The sequence below is a fragment of the Planctomyces sp. SH-PL14 genome, from assembly GCF_001610835.1.
In the GTDB taxonomy this organism is placed as follows: domain Bacteria; phylum Planctomycetota; class Planctomycetia; order Planctomycetales; family Planctomycetaceae; genus Planctomyces_A.
In genome coordinates, this window is the sequence record NZ_CP011270.1 from 6,857,074 (window position 1) to 6,879,470 (window position 22,397).

At 63.1% G+C, this 22,397-nt stretch carries 22 protein-coding genes; 17 read left to right on the plus strand and 5 right to left on the minus strand.

All coding sequences use genetic code 11. The features are described 5' to 3' along the window. Window positions 1–70: 70 nt before the first annotated feature. From VT03_RS26265 to VT03_RS26275, 3 genes are all read left to right on the plus strand, one after another. The gene (locus VT03_RS26265) at window positions 71–583 is read left to right on the plus strand and encodes an alpha-ketoglutarate-dependent dioxygenase AlkB (RefSeq protein WP_075095750.1); all 513 of its coding nucleotides are present in this window, start codon (window positions 71–73) and stop codon (window positions 581–583) included. Between the two features lie 637 nt (window positions 584–1,220). Then, window positions 1,221–2,168: a 3-methyl-2-oxobutanoate hydroxymethyltransferase gene (locus VT03_RS26270; RefSeq protein ID WP_082846553.1), complete on the plus strand. Its 948-nt coding sequence runs from the start codon at window positions 1,221–1,223 to the stop codon at window positions 2,166–2,168. A 52-nt stretch (window positions 2,169–2,220) separates the two neighbouring features. After that, window positions 2,221–2,619 carry an SRPBCC domain-containing protein gene (locus VT03_RS26275; protein WP_075095752.1) on the plus strand — a complete coding sequence of 133 codons (399 nt, stop codon included), beginning with the start codon at window positions 2,221–2,223 and terminating at the stop codon, window positions 2,617–2,619. 460 nt (window positions 2,620–3,079) lie between these two features. Here VT03_RS26275 and VT03_RS26280 read toward each other — a convergent pair whose 3' ends face one another. After that, on the minus strand, window positions 3,080–3,958 hold the full coding sequence (locus tag VT03_RS26280; RefSeq protein WP_075095753.1) for a hypothetical protein: 879 nt from the start codon (window positions 3,956–3,958) through the stop codon (window positions 3,080–3,082). A gap of 164 nt (window positions 3,959–4,122) precedes the next feature. Between VT03_RS26280 and VT03_RS26285 the strand changes: the two genes are divergently transcribed. Both VT03_RS26285 and VT03_RS26290 read left to right on the plus strand, forming a co-directional pair. Next, window positions 4,123–4,380 (plus strand): hypothetical protein, encoded by a 258-nt coding sequence (locus VT03_RS26285; protein WP_075095754.1) that lies wholly within the window; start codon window positions 4,123–4,125, stop codon window positions 4,378–4,380. A gap of 141 nt (window positions 4,381–4,521) precedes the next feature. Continuing rightward, window positions 4,522–4,956 (plus strand): hypothetical protein, encoded by a 435-nt coding sequence (locus VT03_RS26290; RefSeq protein ID WP_075095755.1) that lies wholly within the window; start codon window positions 4,522–4,524, stop codon window positions 4,954–4,956. 291 nt (window positions 4,957–5,247) lie between these two features. On the opposite strand, the gene VT03_RS26295 is transcribed toward VT03_RS26290, so the two are convergent. Together VT03_RS26295 and VT03_RS26300 are read right to left on the minus strand one after the other, a co-directional pair. Then, a complete protein-coding gene (locus VT03_RS26295; RefSeq protein ID WP_156514766.1) occupies window positions 5,248–6,189 on the minus strand; it encodes a hypothetical protein in 942 nt (313 codons plus the stop codon). 310 nt (window positions 6,190–6,499) lie between these two features. Next, window positions 6,500–7,492 (minus strand): hypothetical protein, encoded by a 993-nt coding sequence (locus tag VT03_RS26300; protein ID WP_075095757.1) that lies wholly within the window; start codon window positions 7,490–7,492, stop codon window positions 6,500–6,502. A gap of 302 nt (window positions 7,493–7,794) precedes the next feature. On the opposite strand from VT03_RS26300, the gene VT03_RS26305 reads away from it, so the two are divergent. Next, complete coding sequence (locus VT03_RS26305; protein ID WP_156514767.1) at window positions 7,795–8,088, plus strand: hypothetical protein; 294 nt, start codon at window positions 7,795–7,797, stop codon at window positions 8,086–8,088. A gap of 135 nt (window positions 8,089–8,223) precedes the next feature. On the opposite strand, the gene VT03_RS26310 is transcribed toward VT03_RS26305, so the two are convergent. Both VT03_RS26310 and VT03_RS26315 read right to left on the minus strand, forming a co-directional pair. Then, window positions 8,224–8,694, minus strand: a complete 471-nt coding sequence (locus VT03_RS26310; RefSeq protein WP_075095759.1) for a hypothetical protein — start codon at window positions 8,692–8,694, stop codon at window positions 8,224–8,226. 102 nt (window positions 8,695–8,796) lie between these two features. Further along, the gene (locus VT03_RS26315; RefSeq protein WP_075095760.1) at window positions 8,797–9,933 is read right to left on the minus strand and encodes an SUMF1/EgtB/PvdO family nonheme iron enzyme; all 1,137 of its coding nucleotides are present in this window, start codon (window positions 9,931–9,933) and stop codon (window positions 8,797–8,799) included. A gap of 601 nt (window positions 9,934–10,534) precedes the next feature. On the opposite strand from VT03_RS26315, the gene VT03_RS26320 reads away from it, so the two are divergent. The 11 genes from VT03_RS26320 to VT03_RS26370 all read left to right on the plus strand — a co-directional run bounded on the left by VT03_RS26320 (window position 10,535) and on the right by VT03_RS26370 (window position 22,352). Beyond that, window positions 10,535–11,530 carry a DUF1559 domain-containing protein gene (locus tag VT03_RS26320; protein ID WP_075095761.1) on the plus strand — a complete coding sequence of 332 codons (996 nt, stop codon included), beginning with the start codon at window positions 10,535–10,537 and terminating at the stop codon, window positions 11,528–11,530. A 190-nt stretch (window positions 11,531–11,720) separates the two neighbouring features. Next, complete coding sequence (locus VT03_RS26325; RefSeq protein ID WP_075095762.1) at window positions 11,721–12,515, plus strand: DUF1501 domain-containing protein; 795 nt, start codon at window positions 11,721–11,723, stop codon at window positions 12,513–12,515. 651 nt (window positions 12,516–13,166) lie between these two features. Next, a complete protein-coding gene (locus VT03_RS26330) occupies window positions 13,167–14,420 on the plus strand; it encodes a hypothetical protein (protein ID WP_156514768.1) in 1,254 nt (417 codons plus the stop codon). A 397-nt stretch (window positions 14,421–14,817) separates the two neighbouring features. Next, the gene (locus tag VT03_RS26335; protein ID WP_075095764.1) at window positions 14,818–16,938 is read left to right on the plus strand and encodes an FAD-dependent oxidoreductase; all 2,121 of its coding nucleotides are present in this window, start codon (window positions 14,818–14,820) and stop codon (window positions 16,936–16,938) included. Between the two features lie 127 nt (window positions 16,939–17,065). Continuing rightward, on the plus strand, window positions 17,066–17,353 hold the full coding sequence (locus VT03_RS26340) for a hypothetical protein (RefSeq protein WP_075095765.1): 288 nt from the start codon (window positions 17,066–17,068) through the stop codon (window positions 17,351–17,353). Between the two features lie 32 nt (window positions 17,354–17,385). Beyond that, window positions 17,386–18,639 carry an RNA polymerase sigma factor gene (locus tag VT03_RS26345; protein ID WP_075095766.1) on the plus strand — a complete coding sequence of 418 codons (1,254 nt, stop codon included), beginning with the start codon at window positions 17,386–17,388 and terminating at the stop codon, window positions 18,637–18,639. A 132-nt stretch (window positions 18,640–18,771) separates the two neighbouring features. Further along, on the plus strand, window positions 18,772–19,167 hold the full coding sequence (locus tag VT03_RS26350) for a YciI family protein (protein WP_075095767.1): 396 nt from the start codon (window positions 18,772–18,774) through the stop codon (window positions 19,165–19,167). Window positions 19,168–19,233: 66 nt separating this feature from the next. After that, complete coding sequence (locus VT03_RS26355) at window positions 19,234–19,884, plus strand: dihydrofolate reductase family protein (protein WP_075095768.1); 651 nt, start codon at window positions 19,234–19,236, stop codon at window positions 19,882–19,884. Between the two features lie 70 nt (window positions 19,885–19,954). Next, window positions 19,955–20,404 (plus strand): SRPBCC domain-containing protein, encoded by a 450-nt coding sequence (locus VT03_RS26360; protein WP_075095769.1) that lies wholly within the window; start codon window positions 19,955–19,957, stop codon window positions 20,402–20,404. Between the two features lie 633 nt (window positions 20,405–21,037). Further along, window positions 21,038–21,415, plus strand: a complete 378-nt coding sequence (locus VT03_RS26365) for a hypothetical protein (RefSeq protein WP_156514769.1) — start codon at window positions 21,038–21,040, stop codon at window positions 21,413–21,415. 244 nt (window positions 21,416–21,659) lie between these two features. Next, window positions 21,660–22,352 carry a DUF2293 domain-containing protein gene (locus tag VT03_RS26370; RefSeq protein WP_075095771.1) on the plus strand — a complete coding sequence of 231 codons (693 nt, stop codon included), beginning with the start codon at window positions 21,660–21,662 and terminating at the stop codon, window positions 22,350–22,352. Window positions 22,353–22,397: the final 45 nt, after the last annotated feature.

Below are 22,397 nucleotides of genomic sequence, written 5' to 3' on the forward strand. Positions count from 1 at the left end.
TCCAAGTCCGTCCGTTGCGTGTGCCAAACGAATGGACAGATAGCGTGGATATTTGGATCCAGGAGATCACATGGAACCAGACGTTCTGCTCGAACAAGAGTTCTACTCGGCTCATGCAGAGCTGTTTGCCGAATTGCTCCGTTCCGTCACGTGGGATCAAAGCATGAAGGCACGGAGAACGGCGAGTTTTGGCAAGCCTTACATCTATTCCCAAATGAATTACGAAGTATCAGAGATGTTGCCGTGCCTTGTTCCGGTTGGTGAAATACTATCGAAAAGGCTGAGTGTTCATTTCAACAACTGTTTGCTGAACCTGTACGAGAGCGGCCAGAACACGATGGGCTTCCACTCCGACGATACGACTAATCTGTTGCCGGGAACCGGCGTGGCGATCATGTCACTCGGGAGCGAACGAACCATCACTTTCCGCTCGATGGATCAGAGAAAACTGGTTCACTACAGCTTGAAGCCGGGGTCGTTGCTCTACATGGGATCGGACGTGCAAGCAGGCTGGATGCATTCGATCAGAAAGCAAGATGGCGCCGGACCACGAATCAGCCTCACTTGGCGGGCAATTCTCTGAGCGACAATTCAGCCGTCCTGTGGGCGGAATTCTTGCGAATCCAGCGACATCAGAGTCAACGTGTCGTGTGGCACGCGACGTGTGCCACTGGCTCTGCCAGTGCCGATGCGGTGTCAGATCAATGGGCAGCGGCAGGGTGGCCGGGGCTGGACCAACGGGAAGCCCCGGCAAGTGTTGCCGAGTGGTCCCTGCGATGATGCGGCACAAGTCATAGGGGGCTCGTCCAACCAGTCCCACGGAATGGCGTCGGGCTTCCACTCGTTCGGATCGGATGGTGTGGCACGCCCAGGAGGCTTTGCGGATGGGCGTGGCCGAGTTGGTCACGATGCTCTGCGTCCATGCCCCGCCGACTCGAACTCGGCCACGCCCTTCGAAGACTCAGGGCGTGCCACGCGACCCGCTATTGGCAGGAGGGAGCGGGATTCGATCGAAACCTCTTCTCCCGGTCGGCAATCCCGGGGTCAATGGATTGAAAGCCCATCGGCACTGGCAGAGCCAGTGGCACACCATTTGGTCCCTCTGACAGTGCCACCCCGCGGGGGACTGGTGGGTTGTTCTGGTTGAAAGTGGGCTGGCGAATCGAGAATCTCATTCTCGCCACAAGCCATTCCACGCTGATTGGATCTCTGCAAAATCCATGAAATCTGACGAACACCCGTTTGGCGCGCTCGCGCCGAGAGACGCGCACAAACGAGGACTCCACCGAACGATGACCCTCGGCGGAGAATACGCGACCCGCAACTACACGGTGAAACACCTTCAGGATCTGAAGGGCAAAACCGTTCTCACCGAGACAATGCCTTTCACCACCAGGGAGGCCGTGGCTGCCGAAGAGGCGGGGATCGATACGCTGAAGGTCAGGTTTGATCCAGCGAATCCGGCGGATGCCATCGCGATGCGGAAAGCCGCACCTCATACGTTCATGACGTTCTGCATCGGGCTGACAAAGATTGCGACTGCGGACGAGGCGGTCCGAGCCGGCTACATCGCGATGGAGGCTGGCGCCGATGGAATCATGTGCCAATGGGGACCCAAACTGATTCGGGCCGTTTCTGATGCTGGCATCCCCGTGGAAGCTCACGCCGGCCTGGTGCCGCGCCTGAGTACCTGGACGGGAGGCCTCAGGGCGGTCGGCAAAACGATGGAAGAAGCGATGTGGATCTTCGAACAGATCAAGTCATTCGAAGAAGCCGGTGCCTGGGCCGTTGAAGTGGAAGTGGTGCCAGCTCAGTTGCTTGCGGAGATCTCCAGACGGACTCGACTGGTCACCTCGTCGATTGGTGCCGGCAGCGGCGGCGACATTCAGTTCATGTTCGCCGAAGACATCCTCGGCTGTCATGCTCCTCCCTATCCTCGACACACAAAACAGTATCGAGACCTCTACAAGATGGAGCAGGCGATGCAGGTCGAGCGGGTCCAGGGTTTCCGGGACTATATCGCCGATGTCAAAGGGGGCACGTTCCCGGGCCCCCAGCACATCGTCAACGCCCCGGAAGGCCTGATCAATCAGTTCCTGTCTGCAGTGGATGGTCGCGGGGTGGAGTCCCGTCCGAACGACGTGAATCGCCGGACCGGTGAGACCTGAGGAGCAACTTAAAGCGGACAAGGTGACAATTCGAAAGGCATGGGATGTAGAGATGTGTAAGACCATCAAGCAGCGCGTGAAGTTCAACGCCCCACCGGCGGTCATTTACGATCTTCTCGCAGACTCGAAGAAGCACTCAGCGGTGACCGGCAAGCAGGCGACGATCAGTCGCAAGATTGGCGGGACTTTTTCGGCCAGCGGGAACGAAGTCTCCGGGATCAACGTCGATCTCGTACCCGGGCAGCGAATCGTTCAGGCCTGGCGCCATCGACTGTTCCCCGAAGGCATCTTTTCCATGGCGGCTGTGACCCTGACTCCCACTGCTGACGGCGGCACGGAACTCGTACTGACGCATCGCGGTGTGCCAAAGGACCTGATCCCTGAGACCGAACTCAGTTGGCGCGAGCAGTATTGGTCGAGAATCAAAGCCTTCCTTGCTCACGCGGGCTAAGACCATCGGCCTGTTCTTTGATCGACGGGGTGGCTGAGGTCAGGTTGCCGCGAGTGTTCGGGACCTGACCCAATGTCGTGACTGAGAGATTTCGTCGGCAAGCTGCGCCCAGCGCGAGTTCAGATCGCGATTCGCGAGTATCGCTCGGCAACGCTCGGCTGGGGGCTTCGCTACGCTGCGACCCCAGCCATCCTGTCGACTGGTGGCACTCTTGAAGGCACAGAGGAGTGTGCCACTGGCTCTGCCAGTGCCGATGTGCGATCGAGGAGATAGGAGTACCCGCGGGACCACGAGTGGCTTTGCGGTGGATGGAATTGTGAAGGGGAAACGATCCGCGTGGGCTCTGGTTCCTCGCAGTATCAGCCTTCTGACCTGCTGAATCCGTCGGCACCAGCAGTTTAACATCTCGACAGCGCCACCCCGCCATCCCGTCGCCTAGAGCAATCTGGCCAAGGATCTCTCATTTCGCCGGACCGAATTGGGGCTTGTCGACGGCCCATTCAGCCAAGGCCAGAACGCACCCCTTTAACTCGTGGTGTAACGCAGCCACGTTGTGAGGCATGATTTGAAGTCTGTCGCCATCGACGTGAACTCCGTGGTTGCGCCCCTTCAGATGCTTGGTAATTCGCCCCCCCGCGTGCGCCAGAGAATGTCGAATGAGTTTGGCATCCTCGATTCTGGAATCCAACCAGCATCGCTCGGCCAGGGCGTCTCCGAAGACACGTCTACAGGCGTCCTCAAACTTGTGTGCATTGCTGGTCCACAGCCCTCCGTGGCCCATTGCGCTCAGCAGCTGAAGAATGAAGTCCTCGTAGGCGAAGAACAAAGCCGAATAGGCGAGACGTTGCGACGCCCAGATTCCAATTCGAAATTGATTCTTGCGGCTGTCGACGCCCTCATCGGTCTCGACCTTCACCCACCCGTCCCAAAGTTCTTGACGGGGAAAAGGAATCTCTTCGCCTTTGATTTTCTCATGAACTTCACCGAACCACTCGAGCATCTTTACTAGCAGGGTGCGCTCGATTGAACTGTTGAGAGCATGTGATTGCTCTAGTCTTGCGATAATGTGTTTGGCGTACTGCAGCTGCAATGAGCTGCTCAGTTCGAGAAGTTTCGTTCCCTTGGCGAACGCCTCGACCGCATCGACGGCGAGTACTGGGATGGCGAGAGTCGTCGAGACGCCTTGAAAGGAGAGGCACAAGTCAAAAAGCATCTCCGACAGGACGGGAGCTGGTTGCGACAGCTCCACGAGCTTCCTGCCCCACTCGAAGTCGTAGATTCGTCCATACGAATCGATGTGTTCGTCAAATCTCCATTGGCGAATTTCGGGATTGCTCATGACTCTTCGACAGGTGAACGTCGATTGGGGTTCAACTATTACGCAGTGGTCTGGGTGGTCAGCGGCTGATCTGATTGCAGTTGAGGCGGCAAGAGAATACCTGCCCCGCGACTTGGTGGCGTAGACTGGCCCCAAAGGACGCTCAAACGTCTCAAGGAGAAGTGATGGCGAAATCCAAGACGAAGTTCGATCCGAAGGACTGGCGTAACTGGCGAGACTATCCACAGGAGTCACTGACAGCCATTGTGGGGAAGTGCGAGACGCACATTCACCAACTTCTCAGTGGCAAAACTGAACCAAACGAGTCCGAGGTCAACGACCTGGAGGATCAGATCGACGCCTGGATGGAGGCGATTGATACCGATGGAATCACGGCCAAGATGACGGTAGCGGAGTTCCTGGAGAGTCGTGCTGAGGAGTAGCGAGCTAGGTCGGAAGTCACACGCCATTCCAGGTGGGGACGCATACCGATGTACCCTATTTGGGGAGAAGATGATGCATTCAGATGCAAGCTGTAGCACGAACGGGGCATCCACGCTGACCGGACACTTCGCCGTATCCAGATGAAACATGAATCCGAACTCTGGGCGACCCTTGAACGCTACGGTGGCTTTGCCGGGCTGCGGAAGTTGGACACACTTCACTTGGTCGCGGAGTTTCTCGACGCGATGTCCGATGGCGACTCAGACGACTGGGCGTGGGGGCCAGAGCCTGGTTTCCCCAGATGGATCTATTCGCCCAACGTATGGCGACTTGGCGCGGTTCATCGAGCACTGACCGTGGTCGGACTCGTCGAGCTTTGCCAGCTTTTCGATGACTTCCAGAAACTGTTGCCTGATGGCTTTCGAGGGCTTTTTGGCGCTAACTCCAGCGAGAACCACAAACAGTTTGACTCACCTGCCGCCCGAGAAATCAATGTCCGTATCGTGGACGTTGTCGCTCAGCAGGGAGACGAGTTTGCAGAGCGAGTCATGCACTGGTTCCGCTCGACACCGTAGCGAACGTTCGGCCCCGCCCGTGGCGTGTTTCGCCGGGTAGTTGACCGCCCGGCGGTCAACGTCGCATTAGGAAAGGGCGAATCCTCAAGAGGCGTTCGCGGGCGACTGCGATGGCAAACGGTCCCCCTAAACACCGTCCGTTTTTGCTCCCGAGCGGCAGGGCTTCTCTTCCCGGGCCGACGCGGTGGCTCGCCACCCGCAGAAGCGTCCCCCCGTTTCTGAATCGCGAACCACGACGGACCCGCAACGGTAGCCCTATCGACGGGCCATAGAACCAGTGTCAGTCCCGGCCTACTTCGCCGACGAACCTGACGGCGCCGTCAGCCGCACCTGCACGTCGATCCTGTTCGTCCGGAGGGGGAGCGGGAATTGTCCCTTTGGGAGCTCGACCGTGACCTTGGCCATCCCTTCGACGACCCCCTTGTCCTGCGGCACGCGGAACTCCGAGTTGTAATACTCCCAGTAGCAGCAGTGTTCGTTCAGTTCATGGGTTGTCACAAGGGCAGGGGAGCCGGCGGCGACCGGCCATTCGATCCGCACGCGCATCGGGGGCGAAACGGGAAGCACGGTTTCCCCAAGACGCGTCGGGCCGGCCTCTCCGTGGCCCGGGGTCATGAAGCAGACGCTCAGCCGGTCGATGCCGGCGTTGATGACGAAGTCTTTGTTCCGGAGCAGACGCGGTTCGAGTGACCCGCCGAAATGCAGGATGGAGGCCTCCGCCGGCGAGTCGGCCCACAGCGTGCCGAACCAGCCGGCGTACATCTTGATCCCCTCGTCCCGGACCTGAAGGCGGGCTCCGGCGGCTTCCGCGGAAGGGGCGGCATCGTGAATGTTCACTGACAGCCCATAGCTGTCTTCCTTCTCGCCGTAGTTCCAGCGCTTGAGGCAGAACTCCGTCTGTGCAGGGCCCGCCTCCGGCCGGATCTCGTTCAGGAGGTACTCGTGCCAGGTCCCCGAGGACGCTCTCTGGAGTGGGAGCGGCGGCCCGTCGTCGGTCAGGTCCCCGTTCGCATTGCGGTCGAGGTACAGCGTCCGTCCGTCTTCCACCATCCAGACCTTGGTCTTCGCCTCCGGCCCGAACGCCATGAGGCAGTATCGCGGCTTGCCCCGATAAGCCGGCTGCTTCCCGATCGTCTTTTCAACGGCTGACAGATCCGCGCCCCAGAGCGGAGCGGCGGCCCACAGCGTCATCACGAACAGGACCGCCCCAAGCCGCCAGGAAGAAGTGGGCATCTCCGAACTCCACGGAACCGGGAACGAACGGAACAAGCGGATTCGGCGGGCCTCTCTCCTCGCTCGACCGCATGCGAACGGCGGCCGGGGTTGAGAGGAGCAACCCGCCCCGTCTCGATCCTACCCACGACGAAGCGCGAATGTCGATCAGGCGGCGGACGCCCTCGGGCGACTTCATCCGGTCCCTGAGGTCGCGCCCCCCGTTTCTGAATCGACCGTCCGTCTCCGTCCATCACAACAGACCCGCCGGCAGATCTCCAATCACGACCAGCCCAAAGCGGCCGCCAGTGCCGCCGTCTTCCGGTTCCCATCACCGCGGCTGTTCTCGAGTCGCGTCCTGTGGTGGCTCCTTTGATGGATCCTGAGCCACCTCCTTGGCCGGAGACGGTTTGGGCGCGGAGCGCACCCCCTTCTCGGAGAAGTGCTCGACCGGAAAACCGGGAGCGATGTTCACGGACGCGATCGTGATCGTCGCCCGCCACTGCCATTGCCGTTCGACAAGGCCCTTGCTGTCCAGCGGGCCGTACTTGGTGTGGGTCATCCGGGCGGGGAACCACACCCCTGGCGAGAGTTCGCGAAACTCCTCCACCGAGGTCTGCGAAATCGGCACGTCCAGAGACCAACTGTAACGGTAGTGGTAGACCCGGATCGGAAGATAGTTGCGGTCCTCCGCGAGCCACAGCAGTTCCGCCAGCGCCGGTTTCCCGCTCTTCAAGTCGATCCGATCCCGCCGGACCTTGTGGCATGTCAGGCCGTCAACGTCATCGGTTCCGAGAGACTGGATTTCGTTCCGATATCCCCGGACGTGATGATCCCAGCCGGTAAATTTCGTGACCGCGTCGTCGCCGGAGAGCCAGACCGACAGCGGGGGAACGAACGGCACTCCCCTGACCCACATCTGGTGCGGATAGAAATTGGCCAGCTTGGGAGTATCGGAAACGGTCACGCTCCCGTCCTTCTGCCGCGTGACGACTTGCGAACCGTCAAAGGCCCGGATGGTCGAGGAGGCCGAGGCCGAACCATCGATCAGCACGCTCTCCTCAGACTGGTCGACGCGGTATCTCTCGCCCTGTCGGATGAAATACAGCCGATGCTTCGTGTCCATGGTCTCGGTATCGGACAGCATCTCCTTGTCAGGAGCCGTCACATAGTGCGAGTCGACGATCGTCTCCAGATTTCGATAGAGCGCTTCGTTCTTCTCCACCTGAGCGATGAGTTCAATCGGCGGCAGGTCCCCCCAGGCCGACGCTGAGAGGGTTGTGAGGAGACCAGTCACAGCGAGAGTGAGCTGCCACGCAGACATGGGCGTCTTCCGGGATCGAGAGAGGGGGGCCGCGCGACCGCATTGTTGCCATTCGGGGCCCCCGGAGATCAAGGGAGCGAGGGCAGGCCCCTGGCTCTGCACTCAATGCCGTGGTCGTAGCTCCGGGTCGCGGTGGGCCTCGCCGCCCCCCCCTTCGGTCCGGGGGGCCGCGACAACCGTCGCAGATCGTACGATCGGAGCCGGCCGGGTGAGCCTCGATGTCGATCGTCGATGCTCTCGTTCGGCCGCGAGCTACGGTTTCAGAGGGTTCGACCGGTCTCGACCGCTGCCGCGAGGATGTCATGCGCTCCGTTCATCCCGTACCGCTTGGCGTGGTCGCCGTCTGGACGGGGGCTGTCCTGCTGGCCGTCCGATACAGCGATCTGTCCGCGTCCGCCGGAAGGCTCCCGGGGGTCTGGATGCGGATCGGCATGCTCGTGGCGTTGCTGCACGCGATCATGGTCATCGTGGCGGTCTGCTACCTCCCCGAGCGATTCCCCCGACTCCTTTCGCGCCTGCTGCAACTGGTGGGAATGGCGGGCGCCTTCTGGTCCGCCGGCACGCTCACTCGAGCGGTGTACGCCCTCGCCGGCTGACCGTCGGGGCAGGACATCGGGTATGGCGTCCGTCGCGCCCGGTGCCATTGCTGTTGCTCTGACCAGCAATGCTCATCGAAGAAGGAACCTCCAATCACAGCTGGCCCCAAGCTGCGAGCAGGCCTCCCGCCGCGGCTATGCCCGCTTTCTCAGAATTGCGCCGCGAAGCGCTTCGAAGGGGCAGGTCGCTGACTGGGCTGGGCAGCGGAACCCACCGGGAACCTTCCCCGCGGTAATGCAGGCCCGAGCCTGGGATTCGGCGGTGCAGCCGAAGTGAAACGCCCGCTGGGTTGGATCGTAAGCAATGACGAGTTCGGGATGCTGGAGGAGGTGTTCGAAGTAACCTTCCATCCATTCGCCGCGGCCATCGTCGTCGGAAGGGACGAAGCATCCTCCCTGGACCGCGGGGATCTGATCCCAGGCGTCGAGCGAACCGGCGTCGTCAGACTGAGGAGCAAAGAACGAGACTTCGAGGCGGCTGTCCCACAGGTCGGCGATGGTGGCTCGGTCGGCTGGCCCGAGCGAATTCCACCACTGGCGGGCGACGGCCTCAGTTCCCTGGGGTAGGGACTGAACGAAATCGATGGGGAGGTCCTGTTCGTGCATGATGTCTCCGTTTGAGTCAAGCCAGGTAATGGACATGCCAATGCGCCCTGCATTGGATAAAGACGCAGGTTCGGCCTGCACTCGACATGACTCGCTGGAACGCTAATTGACGCCCAGCTCCTGAAGGAGTTCGACGATCTCCCGATAGGCCTCGGGAGGGGGGAGATCTTCGAAGCCGCCGGCCAAACCGCGGAGTGCAACGTCCATTACGCCGGTCGTGTCGGCGCCGCGGGCCACAAGAGTCCGGACGATCTTCTTGTGGCGATGGACGACGGCGGTTGTGAGCGGTGTTGCGCCATAGTCCTGCTCGCGCCGTTCGATATTGGCGCCGTGGTCGAGCACCCACTCGAGGGCTTCGGGCAGGTCTCCGTAGATGCAGGCGTGCAACGTGGGGGGAACCCAGTCGACCCCTTCCAGCTGGTCGGAATCGTCCGCCACGATCCGCTCCGCCAGAGCGAAATCCCTCGCTTCGAACGCGTCCCACAGTGAAGGTCGTGCCGACGGGGCAGGGTAGTCTTCGATCGGAGGGCATAACTCGAACGGTCGGACCGGAGCGGCGGCGAGGCGAAAGCCGCTGTAGCGGCCGCCCCACGCGTAGAAGGAACGGGCCGCCGCGCGGCAGCTCCTCCGGGTGTTGAAGTAGCTGCCGCCGCGGCCGGCCCGCAGCTGCCTCTTCTCCGAATACCAGTCCTGGCACAATTCCCAGACATTCCCCAGCATGTCATGGAATCCCCAGGGATTGGGGGCCTTCTGGCCGACCGGATGCGGGCGATCGCTCGAGTTCCCGAGATGCCAGGCAATGGAATCGAGCGGGCCGTACGCGGGCCCCGATGTCCCGGCCCGGCACGCATATTCCCATTCTGTTTCGGTCGGGAGCCGATACTCGCAGTCCTGGCTGAGAAGGCCGGCATCTCGGTCGATCCGGGTGAGCCGGGTGCAGAATTCGGTCGCCCCGCGCCAGCCGACCGAGTCGACGGGAGCGTCCCCGGCCGCCGCATCGTTCTCGGAGCGTTCTTCCGTCCAAGAGCAGCCAGCGTACTTCGGAGAGGTGATGACCTGCTCGTACTGTCTCCGCGTCACCGGCGTCGCGCCGAGATAGAACTCACTGGGGAGCGTGACCTCGCGCTGTCGCTCCCAGGGGGCGTGTCCAACCTCGTCGCCTGGGCTTCCCATGACAAACGAGCCCGCGGGCACCCGGATCAGGCGGACGCCGTTCGAACTTGTCAGTTCGGACTTCATCGGAGGTCTCGGAGAACCCAAGGATCGCCGGAGAGTTCAGGCCCTCGTGTCGTCCGATGATAGCACGACACTCGGATACCGGCCCTCCGGATGGAGTTCGCTGTTCCACAGCCTGGCGAGCCACAATCCGCTTCGAGAGGGGCCACATCGGCCGGGGGCTCCCGTCTCGGACGGCGTCCGGGATGAGACTTCTGGAAGCGACCGTCTCACGAAGGTGACGCTTCCGGGGCCCGATCCCCATCTCGCGTCGACGTCTCGAACGTGGCGTCAGCGGGCGCGGCCTGGGGAAGGGGACCGTCGGCGCGGCGCGAGATTGGGCGGCCATCGGTCGCTTCAGATTCGCCCGGCCCGTCATGGCAGTGCGCGCCATAAGTGGCTGCTGGTAAAACGATTACGGGCATCCTTTTGGTCCGGTCGCCACGGCGGGATTATGTGAACGGCCAGGGATTCGCCACCGGCGCGGTCGTAATGTTCAAAATGTCATCTCCGTAAGGAACGCTCCGGACACGTTGGCGCGGGCTGAAAGTCGCCTATACATCGTCGCGCGGAATGAGATTCAGTCTCAGTGAGGTTCCGCCACTCACCTGAAGAGGCCCACCCCATGCTGCGTTCCCCGCTTCGCGCCCGCCACGGCTTCACCCTGATCGAACTGCTGGTCGTCATCGCCATCATCGCGGTCCTTGTCGCCATCCTCCTCCCGGCCGTCCAGCAGGCCCGCGAAGCCGCCCGCCGCACCGGATGCCTCAACAACCTTAAGCAGATCGGCATCGGCCTCCACAGCTACGCCGAGACCTACACGATCTTCCCGCCGAGCCACTGCATCGGCCTCGGACCGGGGGGCGGCTGGTCGATCCACGCCCGCCTGCTCCCGTACATGGAACAGACCGCCACCTTCCTCAAGGCGGACCTGTCCGTCAGCTACTCCGCGGAACCGAACGTCAGCAACCTGATCAGCGAGAAGCGGGTTCCGGTCTACGTCTGCCCCAGCGAGGTGAAGTCGATTCCCCGCATCGGCCCTCCGAACCACTTCCCGCCGAACTACGCCTTCAACGGCGGCACCTGGAAGATGTTCACCCACGCCGCCGACCTTAACGCCGGCGGCACGGCGGGGAACGGCGCCTTCGCTCCGAACAGCAATTTCTCGAGCAAGGACTTCACGGACGGGATGAGCAACACGCTCGGCTTCTCCGAGGTCAAGGCTTATACGCCGAACATCGGCAACGGACAGGAAGGGACCGACACGATCCCGGACTCGATCTCGTCCTACACGGCGGGAACGCTGAGCGCCAACGGCCACACGGAGTGGGTCGACGGCAAGGTCCACGAGGCGGGCTTCACGACCACCTTCACCCCCAACACGGTCACGTTGATCTCGTCGACGCCGGTCGATGGCGACTTCATCTCCTGCCGCGAAAAGGGAGCGGCCTGCGCTGGCAAGCCGATCTACGCGGCGGTCACCGCCCGCAGCTACCACGTCGGCCTCGTGAACGTCCTCTTCATGGACGGCGCGATCCGCGCCGTCTCGGAGAACATCGCCCGTCCGACATGGCAGCAGCTTGGAGCGCGAAACGACGGCCAGCGCCTCGGCGAGTACTGAGCGAGGGCAGGGCCTCGATCAATTCACGCAGGCCCTGCGCTCTCCGCAGGGCCTGCGACGTTTTGGGGGCAAGCGTCGGGCAGGTGTTGGCCAGGGACTCTGTTGTCATCGAATCGCGACCGCCGATAATATAGGCGGCTGTTGATGCGAACGGGTCCCTCCGTTGCTCTGTGCGCGCTCGAGGTCGGCGATGTGGAACGTATTCGGCTCCGGCTCATCGCGGCTGTGTGACCGCCGTTCGCGGCGGGATGTCCTGCGTGTCGGCGTCTACCCGACGATCAAGCTGACCCGTCTCGATGACCGCCGCTCGCTGAAGCGATCCTTCGACCACCTCCAGCGGACCGGCGAAACGCAGCTCGTCATGGACGGCATGGACGACCTCGAGCAGCAGGCTTACGAGATGCTCAGCAGCACCCGGGCCCACGACGCGTTCGATATCCGGAAGGAACCCGCCTCGATCCTCGAACGCTACGGCGACCACGCCTTCTCCAAGATGGCCCTCCTGTCGCGGCGGTTCGTCCAAGCAGGGGCCGGCTTTGTCTCCATCCGCATGGGATCCTGGGACCATCACGGCAACGCGGGGGGAACAGTCACATCGGGGATGAAGGAGAACGCTCCGCCGATGGACCGCGCCGTCGCCACGCTCCTCGAAGACCTCCAGGAACAGGGCCTGCTCGAGACCACGCTCGTCCTGCTCTGGGGTGAGTTCGGCCGCACGCCGCGGATCAACAATTCGCAAGGCCGGGACCACTGGCCGCAGGCGATGTCGGTCCTGATCGCGGGCGGCGGCCTCCAGCCCGGCCGGGTGATCGGCGCCACGAACCGCAAGGGGGAATTCCCGATCGACCGTGCGGTCTCTCCGGCGGACATCCTGGCAACGGTCTACCGCCAGATCGGGATCGACCCGGAGCGCCAGTTCCCCAACGGCGCCGGCCGCCCGATCTCGATCCTCTCCCACGGCAAGCCGCTCGCGGAGCTTGTCTGACGGGCGATGACTGCCACGTCCGGCCGTCGACGTTCTGCAGTGGTCCAGAGCCCGATGCTCACTTTCTGTCGCACGTGACAAAGGGGCTGGTTGGGAAGGGAATTGCAAAGACAATGCGAGGGTCAGCATGATGCGACAAGGCATCATGCTCCGGGTTAATACGGAGTTGCTAGAGGGTGAGTCGATAGAAAATAAATTGTCGAGATCAGCACGTTGAACAGAAATTGCATTCATTAGAGAGGTTAAGGAGGCCTGTGCATCCGAGCTGTTAACATTCCATGAGGGTGGTCATCACATTTTCGTTGACTCGCTGATTTCCGAGCGGTAGCGTCGGCCCACCGCCTCCCAGGATTCTAGCGCTCATGGATTTTCGAGCAGACGGTCATGGCCGAGTGATGCGCTCACACATTCGTGAGCCGTGTGTGCGCGGGCCGCCGCCACCTCAGACGATTCGCCGGCCCATCACCTGCAAATCTCTTCGTTCTCGCTTCGTGGCCCGCTTGCCTGAGTTCTGCCGGCAAGCCTTTCTCTCCTCAAGACCTCCGGAACTCCAGGTTCCGCCGCCCATGCATCGTCTTCGATGAATGGAGCGGATGTCTCCCTGGAGGTGGAGAAGTTCGCGCTCATTCCATCCACTTAAGGAGTTGTGTAATGACTGCTATCTATCGGGTATTCACTTGCGCCGTTGTTTGTGGATTGTTTCTCGCGGGCGTTCAAACGGTTCACGCTCAAAGTTATACGGCGTCAACCGGCGCAGCCCTGCGGACGGCCATCAATTCGGCCAACTCGGACGGCGTCGACAGCACAATCACGATCACTGGGACGCTGATCCTCAACCAGACCTCTCCGTCCGGGAGCGGAGAAGACGCCAACGCCAGCGGAGATCTGGACATCCTCGAGTCGGGGACCAAGCTTACCATCGTCGGCTCGGGGACGAATCCCACGATCCAGGTGTACGAGGTCTGGACCAGCGACCGCATCTTTCATGTCCATTCCGGCGCCGAGCTCGTCGTGCAGGGGGTCTATCTGAAGGCGCAGAAGTCGATGGGGGCCAACGTCATCGGCGACACGATCTACAACAGCGGCACGCTGACGCTCGATACCTGCACGCTCTACGGATCGAGCAACGTCCCGTTCGGAGGATCGTCCGGCGGCATCGAGAACCTTGGAACGGCAACGATCACCGACTGCGTCTTCATCAACTCGAAGGGAAAGCCGAGCACCTCGGGAGGCGTCCGCAACTGGGGCAACCTCTACGTGAGCGGAACGGAGTTCAACAACTGCCGCGAAACCACGTACTACGGTTCCGCGATCTCCAACCGCGGCGGCTACGTCGAGATCCTTTCCTCCGACTTCCACGACAACGTCGGGTACGGCGGAACGGTCTACAACTCCAACGACGGATCGGGAAACAGCGGTCTGATCGAGATCGACGGGACCACGTTCACGGACAACCAGGCGGGCGGCGGGGGAGCGATCTGGAACAGCGACGGCGACATCTACTGTTCCAACACCACGTTCGACGGCAACACAGGGGCCGAAGGGGGGGCGGTCCACTGCGTCCCTTATGCGACGGGGCTCACCGTGACGATGGAGTTCGACACCTGCACGTTCGTCTTTAACGAAGGCCCGAGCGGCGGCGCTCTGGAGTTTGGAGCCCCCACGGGCGCCACCTGCACGGCGGTCTTCTATGACAGCCTGATCGAGAACAACGAAGCCCATCAGGAAGGGGGCGGTCTCCGGGCCACGGGAGCAGGAACCTCCGTATCGCTCTACGATTCCGAGATCCGCTACAACGTCGCGGGGGTGCACGGCGGCGGCATCGACGAGCATGCAACAACAGTGTTCCTCAGCAATACCCCCGTCCACAGCAACAGCCCGGACAACATCTATTCCGTGCCGTAGGCCGGACGCAGCGTGTCCGGTCGATATCCGCAACTCGGCGGGCGACTGCAGCGGTGCGGCCGGGGGCTGAGCGACGCGAAGTCCCCGGCCGGCCGTGGCGGGTCTGGACGGGGGGAAGGGCTTGCAACCCCTCGGTTCCCCGACGGTCCCTCTTGGCACGGTCTCGGTCCGCAGCGAAGTGAGTCGCCGCGGACCGCGTGCTCCGTGCCAGTCGTCTGCGGATCGCACGTCAGCAGGTCCTGGCCGGGACGACCCGTCGGCCGGCCACGGTGTCCGAACACCCCTGGCACCGGCGGGACGCCGGCCCGGCCAACTTGCTACGCTCTCCCGATCGGTCCCACAAACTGATCCCGTTGTCGTCCGCCTGCCGCGGACAACGGCCAACCGAGAGCGCCGCATGTTCCGTTTGCTTCACGCCAAAGCCCTCATCCCCATCGCCCTCCTGCTCCTCCTGGGCACCTCGTCCTCCCTCCCGGCTGCCGACAACTTCGAGGCGGACCTCATCGTTTACGGCGGCACCTCTTCCGGAGTCATCGCGGCGGTCCAGGCCAAGAAGATGGGGAAGTCGGTCATCGTCGTCGGACCCGACCGCCACCTTGGCGGCCTCTCCAGCGGCGGCCTCGGTTTCACCGACACGGGAAACAAGGGAGTCATCGGCGGCCTTTCCCGCGATTTCTACCACCGGGTCTGGAAGGCGTACCAGAAACCCGAAACCTGGCGCTGGCAGAAGCAGTCGGAGTACGGCAACAAGGGACAGGGGACCCCCGCGATCGACGGTGAGAACCGCACCATGTGGATCTTCGAGCCGCACGTCGCCGAGCAGGTCTTCGAGGACTACGTCAAGGAGTTCCAGATCCCCGTCCACCGCGACGAATGGCTCGACCGCGCCGCCGGCGTGAAGAGGGCGGGGAGCCGCATCACCAGCATCACGATGCTCTCCGGCAAGACCTACACCGGAAAGATGTTCATCGACGCCACCTACGAAGGGGATCTCCTGGCCGCTGCCGGCGTCGACTACCACGTCGGCCGCGAAGCCAACTCCGTCTACGGCGAGAAGTGGAACGGCGTCCAGGTCGGCGTGCTCCACCATCGCCACCACTTCGGCGCGGTCAAGACGCCGATCAGCCCGTACGTCGTTCCCGGTGACAAGACTTCGGGCGTCCTCCCGCGGATCAGCACCGCCCCGCCGGGGGAGTACGGCGCAGGGGACAAGCGAGTGCAGGCCTACTGCTACCGCTACTGCGCTACGGACCACGCCGAGAACCGCATCCCGTTCCCGAAGCCGGAAGGCTACGACCCCAAGCAGTATGAGCTCTTGGTCCGGGTGTACGAGGCAGGCTGGCGGGAGACCTTCGAGAAGTTCGACCCGATTCCGAACCACAAGACCGACACGAACAACCACGGTCCGTTCAGCACCGACAACATCGGGATGAACTACGACTACCCCGAGGCGAGCTACGAGCAGCGGCAGAAGATCCTCGACGAGCACTGCCAGTATCAGCAGGGCTGGCTGTACTTCGTGGCGAACGATCCCCGCGTCCCGGTTGAGGTCCGTGAGGCGATGCAGAAGTGGGGCCTGCCGAAGGACGAGTTCCAGGACAACGGGAACTGGCCGCACCAGATCTACGTGCGGGAAGCCCGCCGGATGATCGGCCAGTTCGTGATGACGGAGAACGAGCTGACGAAGAAGAAGCCGACGCCGGACTCGGTCGGGATGGGAAGCTACACGATCGACTCGCACAACGTGCAGCGGTACATCACGCCCGAAGGCTATGTCCAGAACGAGGGGGACATCGGCGTCGGGATCTCGCCGTACGCCATCGCCTACGGGTCGCTCCTCCCGAAACGCGGCCAGTGTGACAACCTCGTCGTCACGGTCTGCGTCAGCAGCTCGCACATCGCCTTCGGCAGCATCCGGATGGAGCCGGTGTTCATGATCCTGGGCCAGAGCGGGGCCACGGCCGCGGCCCTCGCGATCGACGCCAATCAACCCGTGCAGAACGTCGCCTATTCGGTCCTGCAGAAGAAGCTCCTCGAAGACGGCCAGGTGCTCGAATACGCCACCCCCGCGAAGCAGGCCGCCAAGGGGAGCATCGACCTCAAGACCCTCTCCGGCGTCGTTGTCGACGATGAGGACGCCCAGCTCACGGGGGACTGGCAAGTGAGCCGCGCCTCGTCGAAGTACGTCGGCGACGGCTATCGCCACGACGGGGCCGCGAAGGATGGCAAAGCCGCCGCCCGCTTCACCGCCAAGCTGCCGGAGGCGGGCCGCTATGAAGTCCTCCTCGCCTCCCCGCCGAACGCGAACCGCTCCTCCAAGGTCGCCGTGGAGGTCGAGAGCGCGGGCGGAAAGAAGACGGTCCACGTCGATCAGAGGAAGGAACCGGCCGAGGACGCTGCGTTCGTGTCGCTCGGAACCTACGACTTCAAGGCGGACGCCCCTGCGGTGGTGACAATCTCGAACGCCGACTCCGACGGCTACGTGGTGATCGACGCCGTCCAGTGGGTGAAGCGGTGACCAGCGGGCGCCGATATACGCTTGAGCCCCGTTTCACCGGCCCATGGGGTGGGAATCGCCCCACCCCGGAGGGCTTGGTCATCAATCGTTCCCTGTCCTTCCTTCGTTCCGAATCCCTGGTCAGCCCATGCAGTACATCGCGCTGATTCACAAGAATGCCGACACCCCGCCGACCTCTGCCGAGTGGGAGCATTTCATTGAAGTCGCCGTGAAGACTGGCCTCTTCAAAGGGGGGAGCGAGATCGGATCGGGGCAAACGATCGGGAACAAGCCGGTCGCCGACACATCGCAAACCGTGGGCGGCTACATGCGATTCGATTCGGAGATTCTGGAGCCACTGCTAAGGCTTCTCGATCAGCACCCCGTCGTGAAGCACGGAGGGACGATCGAACTGCTCACGATGCCGAAGTCCTGAGGGAGCGAGCCATCGTCGGCCCGGAGAACGGCATGAGCTCCGACATCGCGGCAACGATCCGCATCCGGATCGACGACCTCTACCGCTCCGAGTCGCGCCGCGTCTTCGCTTCGCTCGTTCGCGTGCTGAATGATTTCGATCTCGCGGACGACGCCATGCACGAGGCGTTCGCCGTCGCGATCGAGGTCTGGCCGCGGGACGGAGTTCCGGCCAATCCGAGTGCGTGGCTGGTTTCCACGGGGCGGTTCAAGGCGATCGATTCGCTTCGCAGGCAGGGGCGGTTGCGGGAGCTTCAGCCGGAGATCGCCGCGCGGCTGGATGACGTGGCCGACGAGAACGCGACCCGGGCCGCCGTGGAGATCGAGGACGATCGGCTGCGGCTGATCTTCACCTGCTGCCACCCTGCGATCGATCCCCGACTGCAGGTGCCGCTCACGCTCCGTGAGGTCTGCGGGCTGACGACCGAAGAGATCGCTCACGCCTTCCTGACCTCCAAGGCGACGATGGCCCAGCGGATCGTCCGCGGCAAAGCGCGGATCCGCGAGGCCGAGATCCCCTATGCGGTGCCGTCGCTGCGGGACCTGCCCGAACGGCTCGACGCTGTCCTGTCCGCGATCTATCTCGTCTTCAACGAAGGCTACGCCGCCTCGCAGGGGGAGTCGCTGACGCGGGTCGACCTCACCGCTGAGGCGATTCGGCTTGGCCGTCTGCTGCTCGACCTGCTTCCCGATCCGGAAGTCCAGGGGCTCCTGGCCCTGATGCTGCTTCACGAGTCGCGCCGGGAAGCCCGTGTCTCCCGGGAGGGGGAGATCGTTCTGCTGGAAGACCAGGACCGCTCCCGCTGGAACGCCGGGATGATCTCCGAGGGGACGACCCTCGTCGAACAGGCTCTCCGGTCGCGGCGGTTCGGGGCCTACACCCTCCAGGCCGCCATCTCCGCCATCCACGCCGAGGCGGCCACGCCCCCCCAGACCGACTGGAACCAGATCGTCGTCCTGTACACCGTCCTGCAGCGGATCGATGCGTCGCCCGTCGTCGAACTCAACCGCGCCGTCGCGGTCGCGATGCGGGACGGTCCGGAGGCGGGGCTGGAACTCATCGACCGCATCCTGGGCCGGGGCGACCTTAGCCAGTATCCGCTGGCCCACTCCGCCCGGGGCGAACTGCTCCGGCGGGCGGGCAGGGGACCCGCGGCTCGGACGGCGTTCGAGCGGGCCCTGGAACTGGCCCGCTCCGAGCCGGAAAAGCGGTTTCTGGCAGGCCGAATCCGGGAGGTGAGCCGGTAGCGTCATCGCTCGTCGAAAAAATTCTATCGGGAGTGTCGATTTGCCGCCCGGGCCATTCGACTACTGGGTGAAAGCTCGGCCGACGTCCTGGCCGGGACCTCCCTGAACAGCCGTGATCGAACGAGAAATCCCATGAAATACGTCTGCCTCGGATTCATTGACGAGTCGAAGTTTGCCGCCATTCCGCCGGAAGAGGCGCAGCGGATGATGGAGGAGTGCTTTGCCTACGACGACGTCCTGCGGCGGGGGGGCCACTTCCTGGGGGGAGAGGCTCTCGACTCCGCCCGCAACGCGGTCACCCTCCGGGCGAAGGGGGGCGAGGTCGAAGTCACGGACGGGCCGTTCGTGGAGACCAAGGAAACGCTCGGCGGCATCCTGTTTCTGGAAGCCCGCGACCTGAACCACGCCATCGCGCTGATGTCGAAGCATCCCGGGGTCAAGATGGGCCCGTTCGAGATCCGGCCGGCCGATGAAACGCTCCATCAACTGATTGCCGAACGCACGGCCCGGATCGCCAAAGAGGGATAGTCAGCGAGCCCGCTGGTCGAAACCGGCCGCCTTCCGTCCACCAATCCTCCGTCGAGGGAACACGTCATGTCTCTAGTCCGCGTCGAGAGTTTCACGATCTCGCTGGACGGCTTCGGAGCCGGGCCGAAACAGAGTCTCACCGAGCCGCTCGGAGTCGGTGGCGAATCGCTCCACGGCTGGTTCGTTGGAACACGGACGTTTCAGCGGCAGGTGATGAAGAAGGACGACGGGGAGACGGGGGTCAACGACGACATTGCCGCCCGCGGGTTCAAAAACATCGGGGCGTGGATCCTGGGCCGGAATATGTTCGGCCCGGTCCGCGGCCCCTGGCCCGACGAGTCCTGGAAGGGATGGTGGGGGGACAACCCGCCGTACCACTGCCCGGTCTTTGTGCTCACGCATCACCCGCGGGCTCCGATCGAAATGGAAGGGGGGACGGTGTTCCATTTCGTGACCGATGGGATTCACGAAGCCCTGCGACGCGCGCGGGAGGCAGCCGGCAGCCAGGACGTCCGGATCGGCGGGGGGGCCTCGACGATCCAGCAGTACCTTCGCGAGCGTTTGATTGACGAGATGAACCTCGCCATTTCGCCGGTTCTTCTCGGTTCGGGAGAACCGCTGCTCGCTGGGATCGACCTGATCGACCTTGGCTATGAGTGTGCCGAGCACAAGGCGACGCCCACCGCGACCCATGTGGTGATTCGAAAGAAGAAGTAGTCCTTTTCGCAACGATGTCCCCGGTGGGGCGAGAACACTCCTTGTGACGCGATCCTGGAAAGAGGTTTCGATGTCTTCCGTTTCGAATCCGAATGCGACCCTGAGCAACGAGCGGGTGTTCTCCGCCAGCCCGCGGGCGATCTTTGGTGCGTTCGAGGATCCCGGCTGCCTGGCGCGGTGGTGGGGGCCGGCCGGGTTTACCAATACGTTCGAGCAGTTTGAGTTTCGGCCTGGCGGGACGTGGCGGTTTGTGATGCACGCTCCGAACGGCGCGAACTATCCTAATGAGAGCGTCTTCCGGGAGATTGAGCCCGATTCCCGGATCGTCATCGAGCACGTCGTCGAGCCGCGGTTCCGGCTGACCGTGACTCTGGCGGCGCGGGGCGGCGAGACGCATCTGGCTTGGGACCAGGAGTTTGAAAGCCCGGAGATGGCGGAGCGGATGCGGCCGCTGTGTTGGACCGCCAACGAGCAGAACCTGGACCGGTTGCAGGCGGTGCTTGCCGGGATGCAGCCGTGAGTGCGCAACACCGGGCACCGAGACTGAGGGGAGCGTGCGTTCGCTGGAGAGTGGTCCGCATTTCTTCTGTGTTGAACCGGGTCCAGGGGCACCCTGGTGGGGAGTGCAGAGGGGCAACGCCCCTTTGCCCGCCGGAGGCCTGGCCGTCGAGAGATATCTGAAGGAGTGAGTGTCCAGGCGCGGACAACGTGTCGGATGCCCCCTCACCAATCCGCGGGGGTTGCAAAGCGAGCGGCGTGGTATGGGGGAGTCCTCAACGCCGGTCCGACAAAGGGGACATCCGTTGCTTACCGCGGTTCCTCATGGAAGCGCCTCCGGCGGCAAGGGGGTGGGACCCCCTTGACCCCCGGCTGCCGTCGCACGTTGGGTTTGAGCATGCCGTGTCGTGCCGGCAAGGACATTATCCAAGAGGCGTGACGCTGCCACGCGGTCTCCGGAAAGGATGGCTTTCGCCGTCCCATCGTCTCGACTTTGACGACAGGCCAGCGCTTTGCCGCATTTGGCCCCTCATCGCCCAATCGGGCCCATTCCAAACGGCTTGATTTCGAGCAAATAAGCCGATGCTTTGACCTTAGCCAGCGATAGAGATACGGTCCGGTCGTTTTCGACCGTATCCACTCCAGAAAGGACAGCATGGCTAAGGCACCTGCAATCGAAGGGTATTCCAAGGATCCGATGGGAGCCGGTTGGAAGAAGTGCCCTCAATGTGAGGGTTACGTCAAGGGACCGGTCACCAAGGAGTGTCCCAACTGCCATCACCTGTTCGAATTCAAGAGCCGGACCGTCAAGAAGCCGGTCGCCTCGACAGTCGATCGGGAACAGCAGATGGAACAGCAGGTCATGCTGCTCGCCCTCAAGATGGGCGGACTCCAGAATGTGACCAAGGCCGTCCAGAAGCTGGCGGCGGATCCCCTGGTGGCTTTCACCATCCGCTGCGGCGGCGTGGACAACACGCTCCGCATCGTCGGCGCCATCGAAGGGAAGCTCAGCAGCTTCGAGCCGGGCCAGTAAGTTCTTTTCGGCGGGCTTGTTCCCCCGCCCGGCCCTCTCCGGCCGTGCGGGGGATGTTTCTTTTCTCGGGCAGCATGCCGAGCGATCGAGCCGATCGAGGACGATTCGCAACGGGGCGAATCCCACTCTCGCACCGAAACGCCGTGTAGCCGAATCGAAGCCGGTTTCCTAACGTCCGCAGTCCAGCAGGAGCCGATCCCAAGGTCGCCTCCGTGATGTCGACGAGACCGGACGTTGCAAAGACATGAGTGAGTCGATTTTCGCGCCTGGCCCCCAGCCCGACACCGTTCGCGCGACCGATGGGCGAATTGTCGCGGTTCCCAAGGGGTGGGTTCTCCTCCCGCCGGGAGACGCCGCGCTGACCCGCCGCGTCAAAGCGGCCGGCGAGCACTGGATCGTTCAGGAAAAGAAAGGCCGCCGGGTCTTCTCCCGTGGCCTCTGGGCGCCGGCCGCCACGATTGAACAGATCCAGGGGGACCTCGCGACGGAACGCGCGACCCCCGCCTTCGCCAGGAAGAAGGAAGCGGACGCCCGCCGCCGGGAGCGCCAGCAGGATGACTACGTCGGTGAGTTCCACGGCGCGGTCGTGGCCTTTCTGGCGTTCCATCGCCGGTATGCCGAACTTGCCGATCGTCTGGCCCGGGCAGTGACCACCCATGCCACGCCGGTCGGTTCGGGAACCGTCGCCCGCACGCAGCGGATCCCGGTCGAGCGGCGGGCCGAAGCGGCCGTCATCGCCTGGATGCGGCACCAGACGACCGGCTACGACAACATGGTAATCCCCCGGGTGAAGGGGAAACGCCGCGAAGTCCGCCGCCTGCTGGCCCAGCGATCGAAGGAACTGCTCCAGCGCTATCGCCGCGGCGAAGCGATCGAGAACGACTGTCCCCTTGCGAGGGCGCTCGAGTCGCGGGACAAAGAGACCGCATCGTCGTGACGATCCGCGTCCCGGCTCAGTGAGGACCGGGACAACAGCCTACTA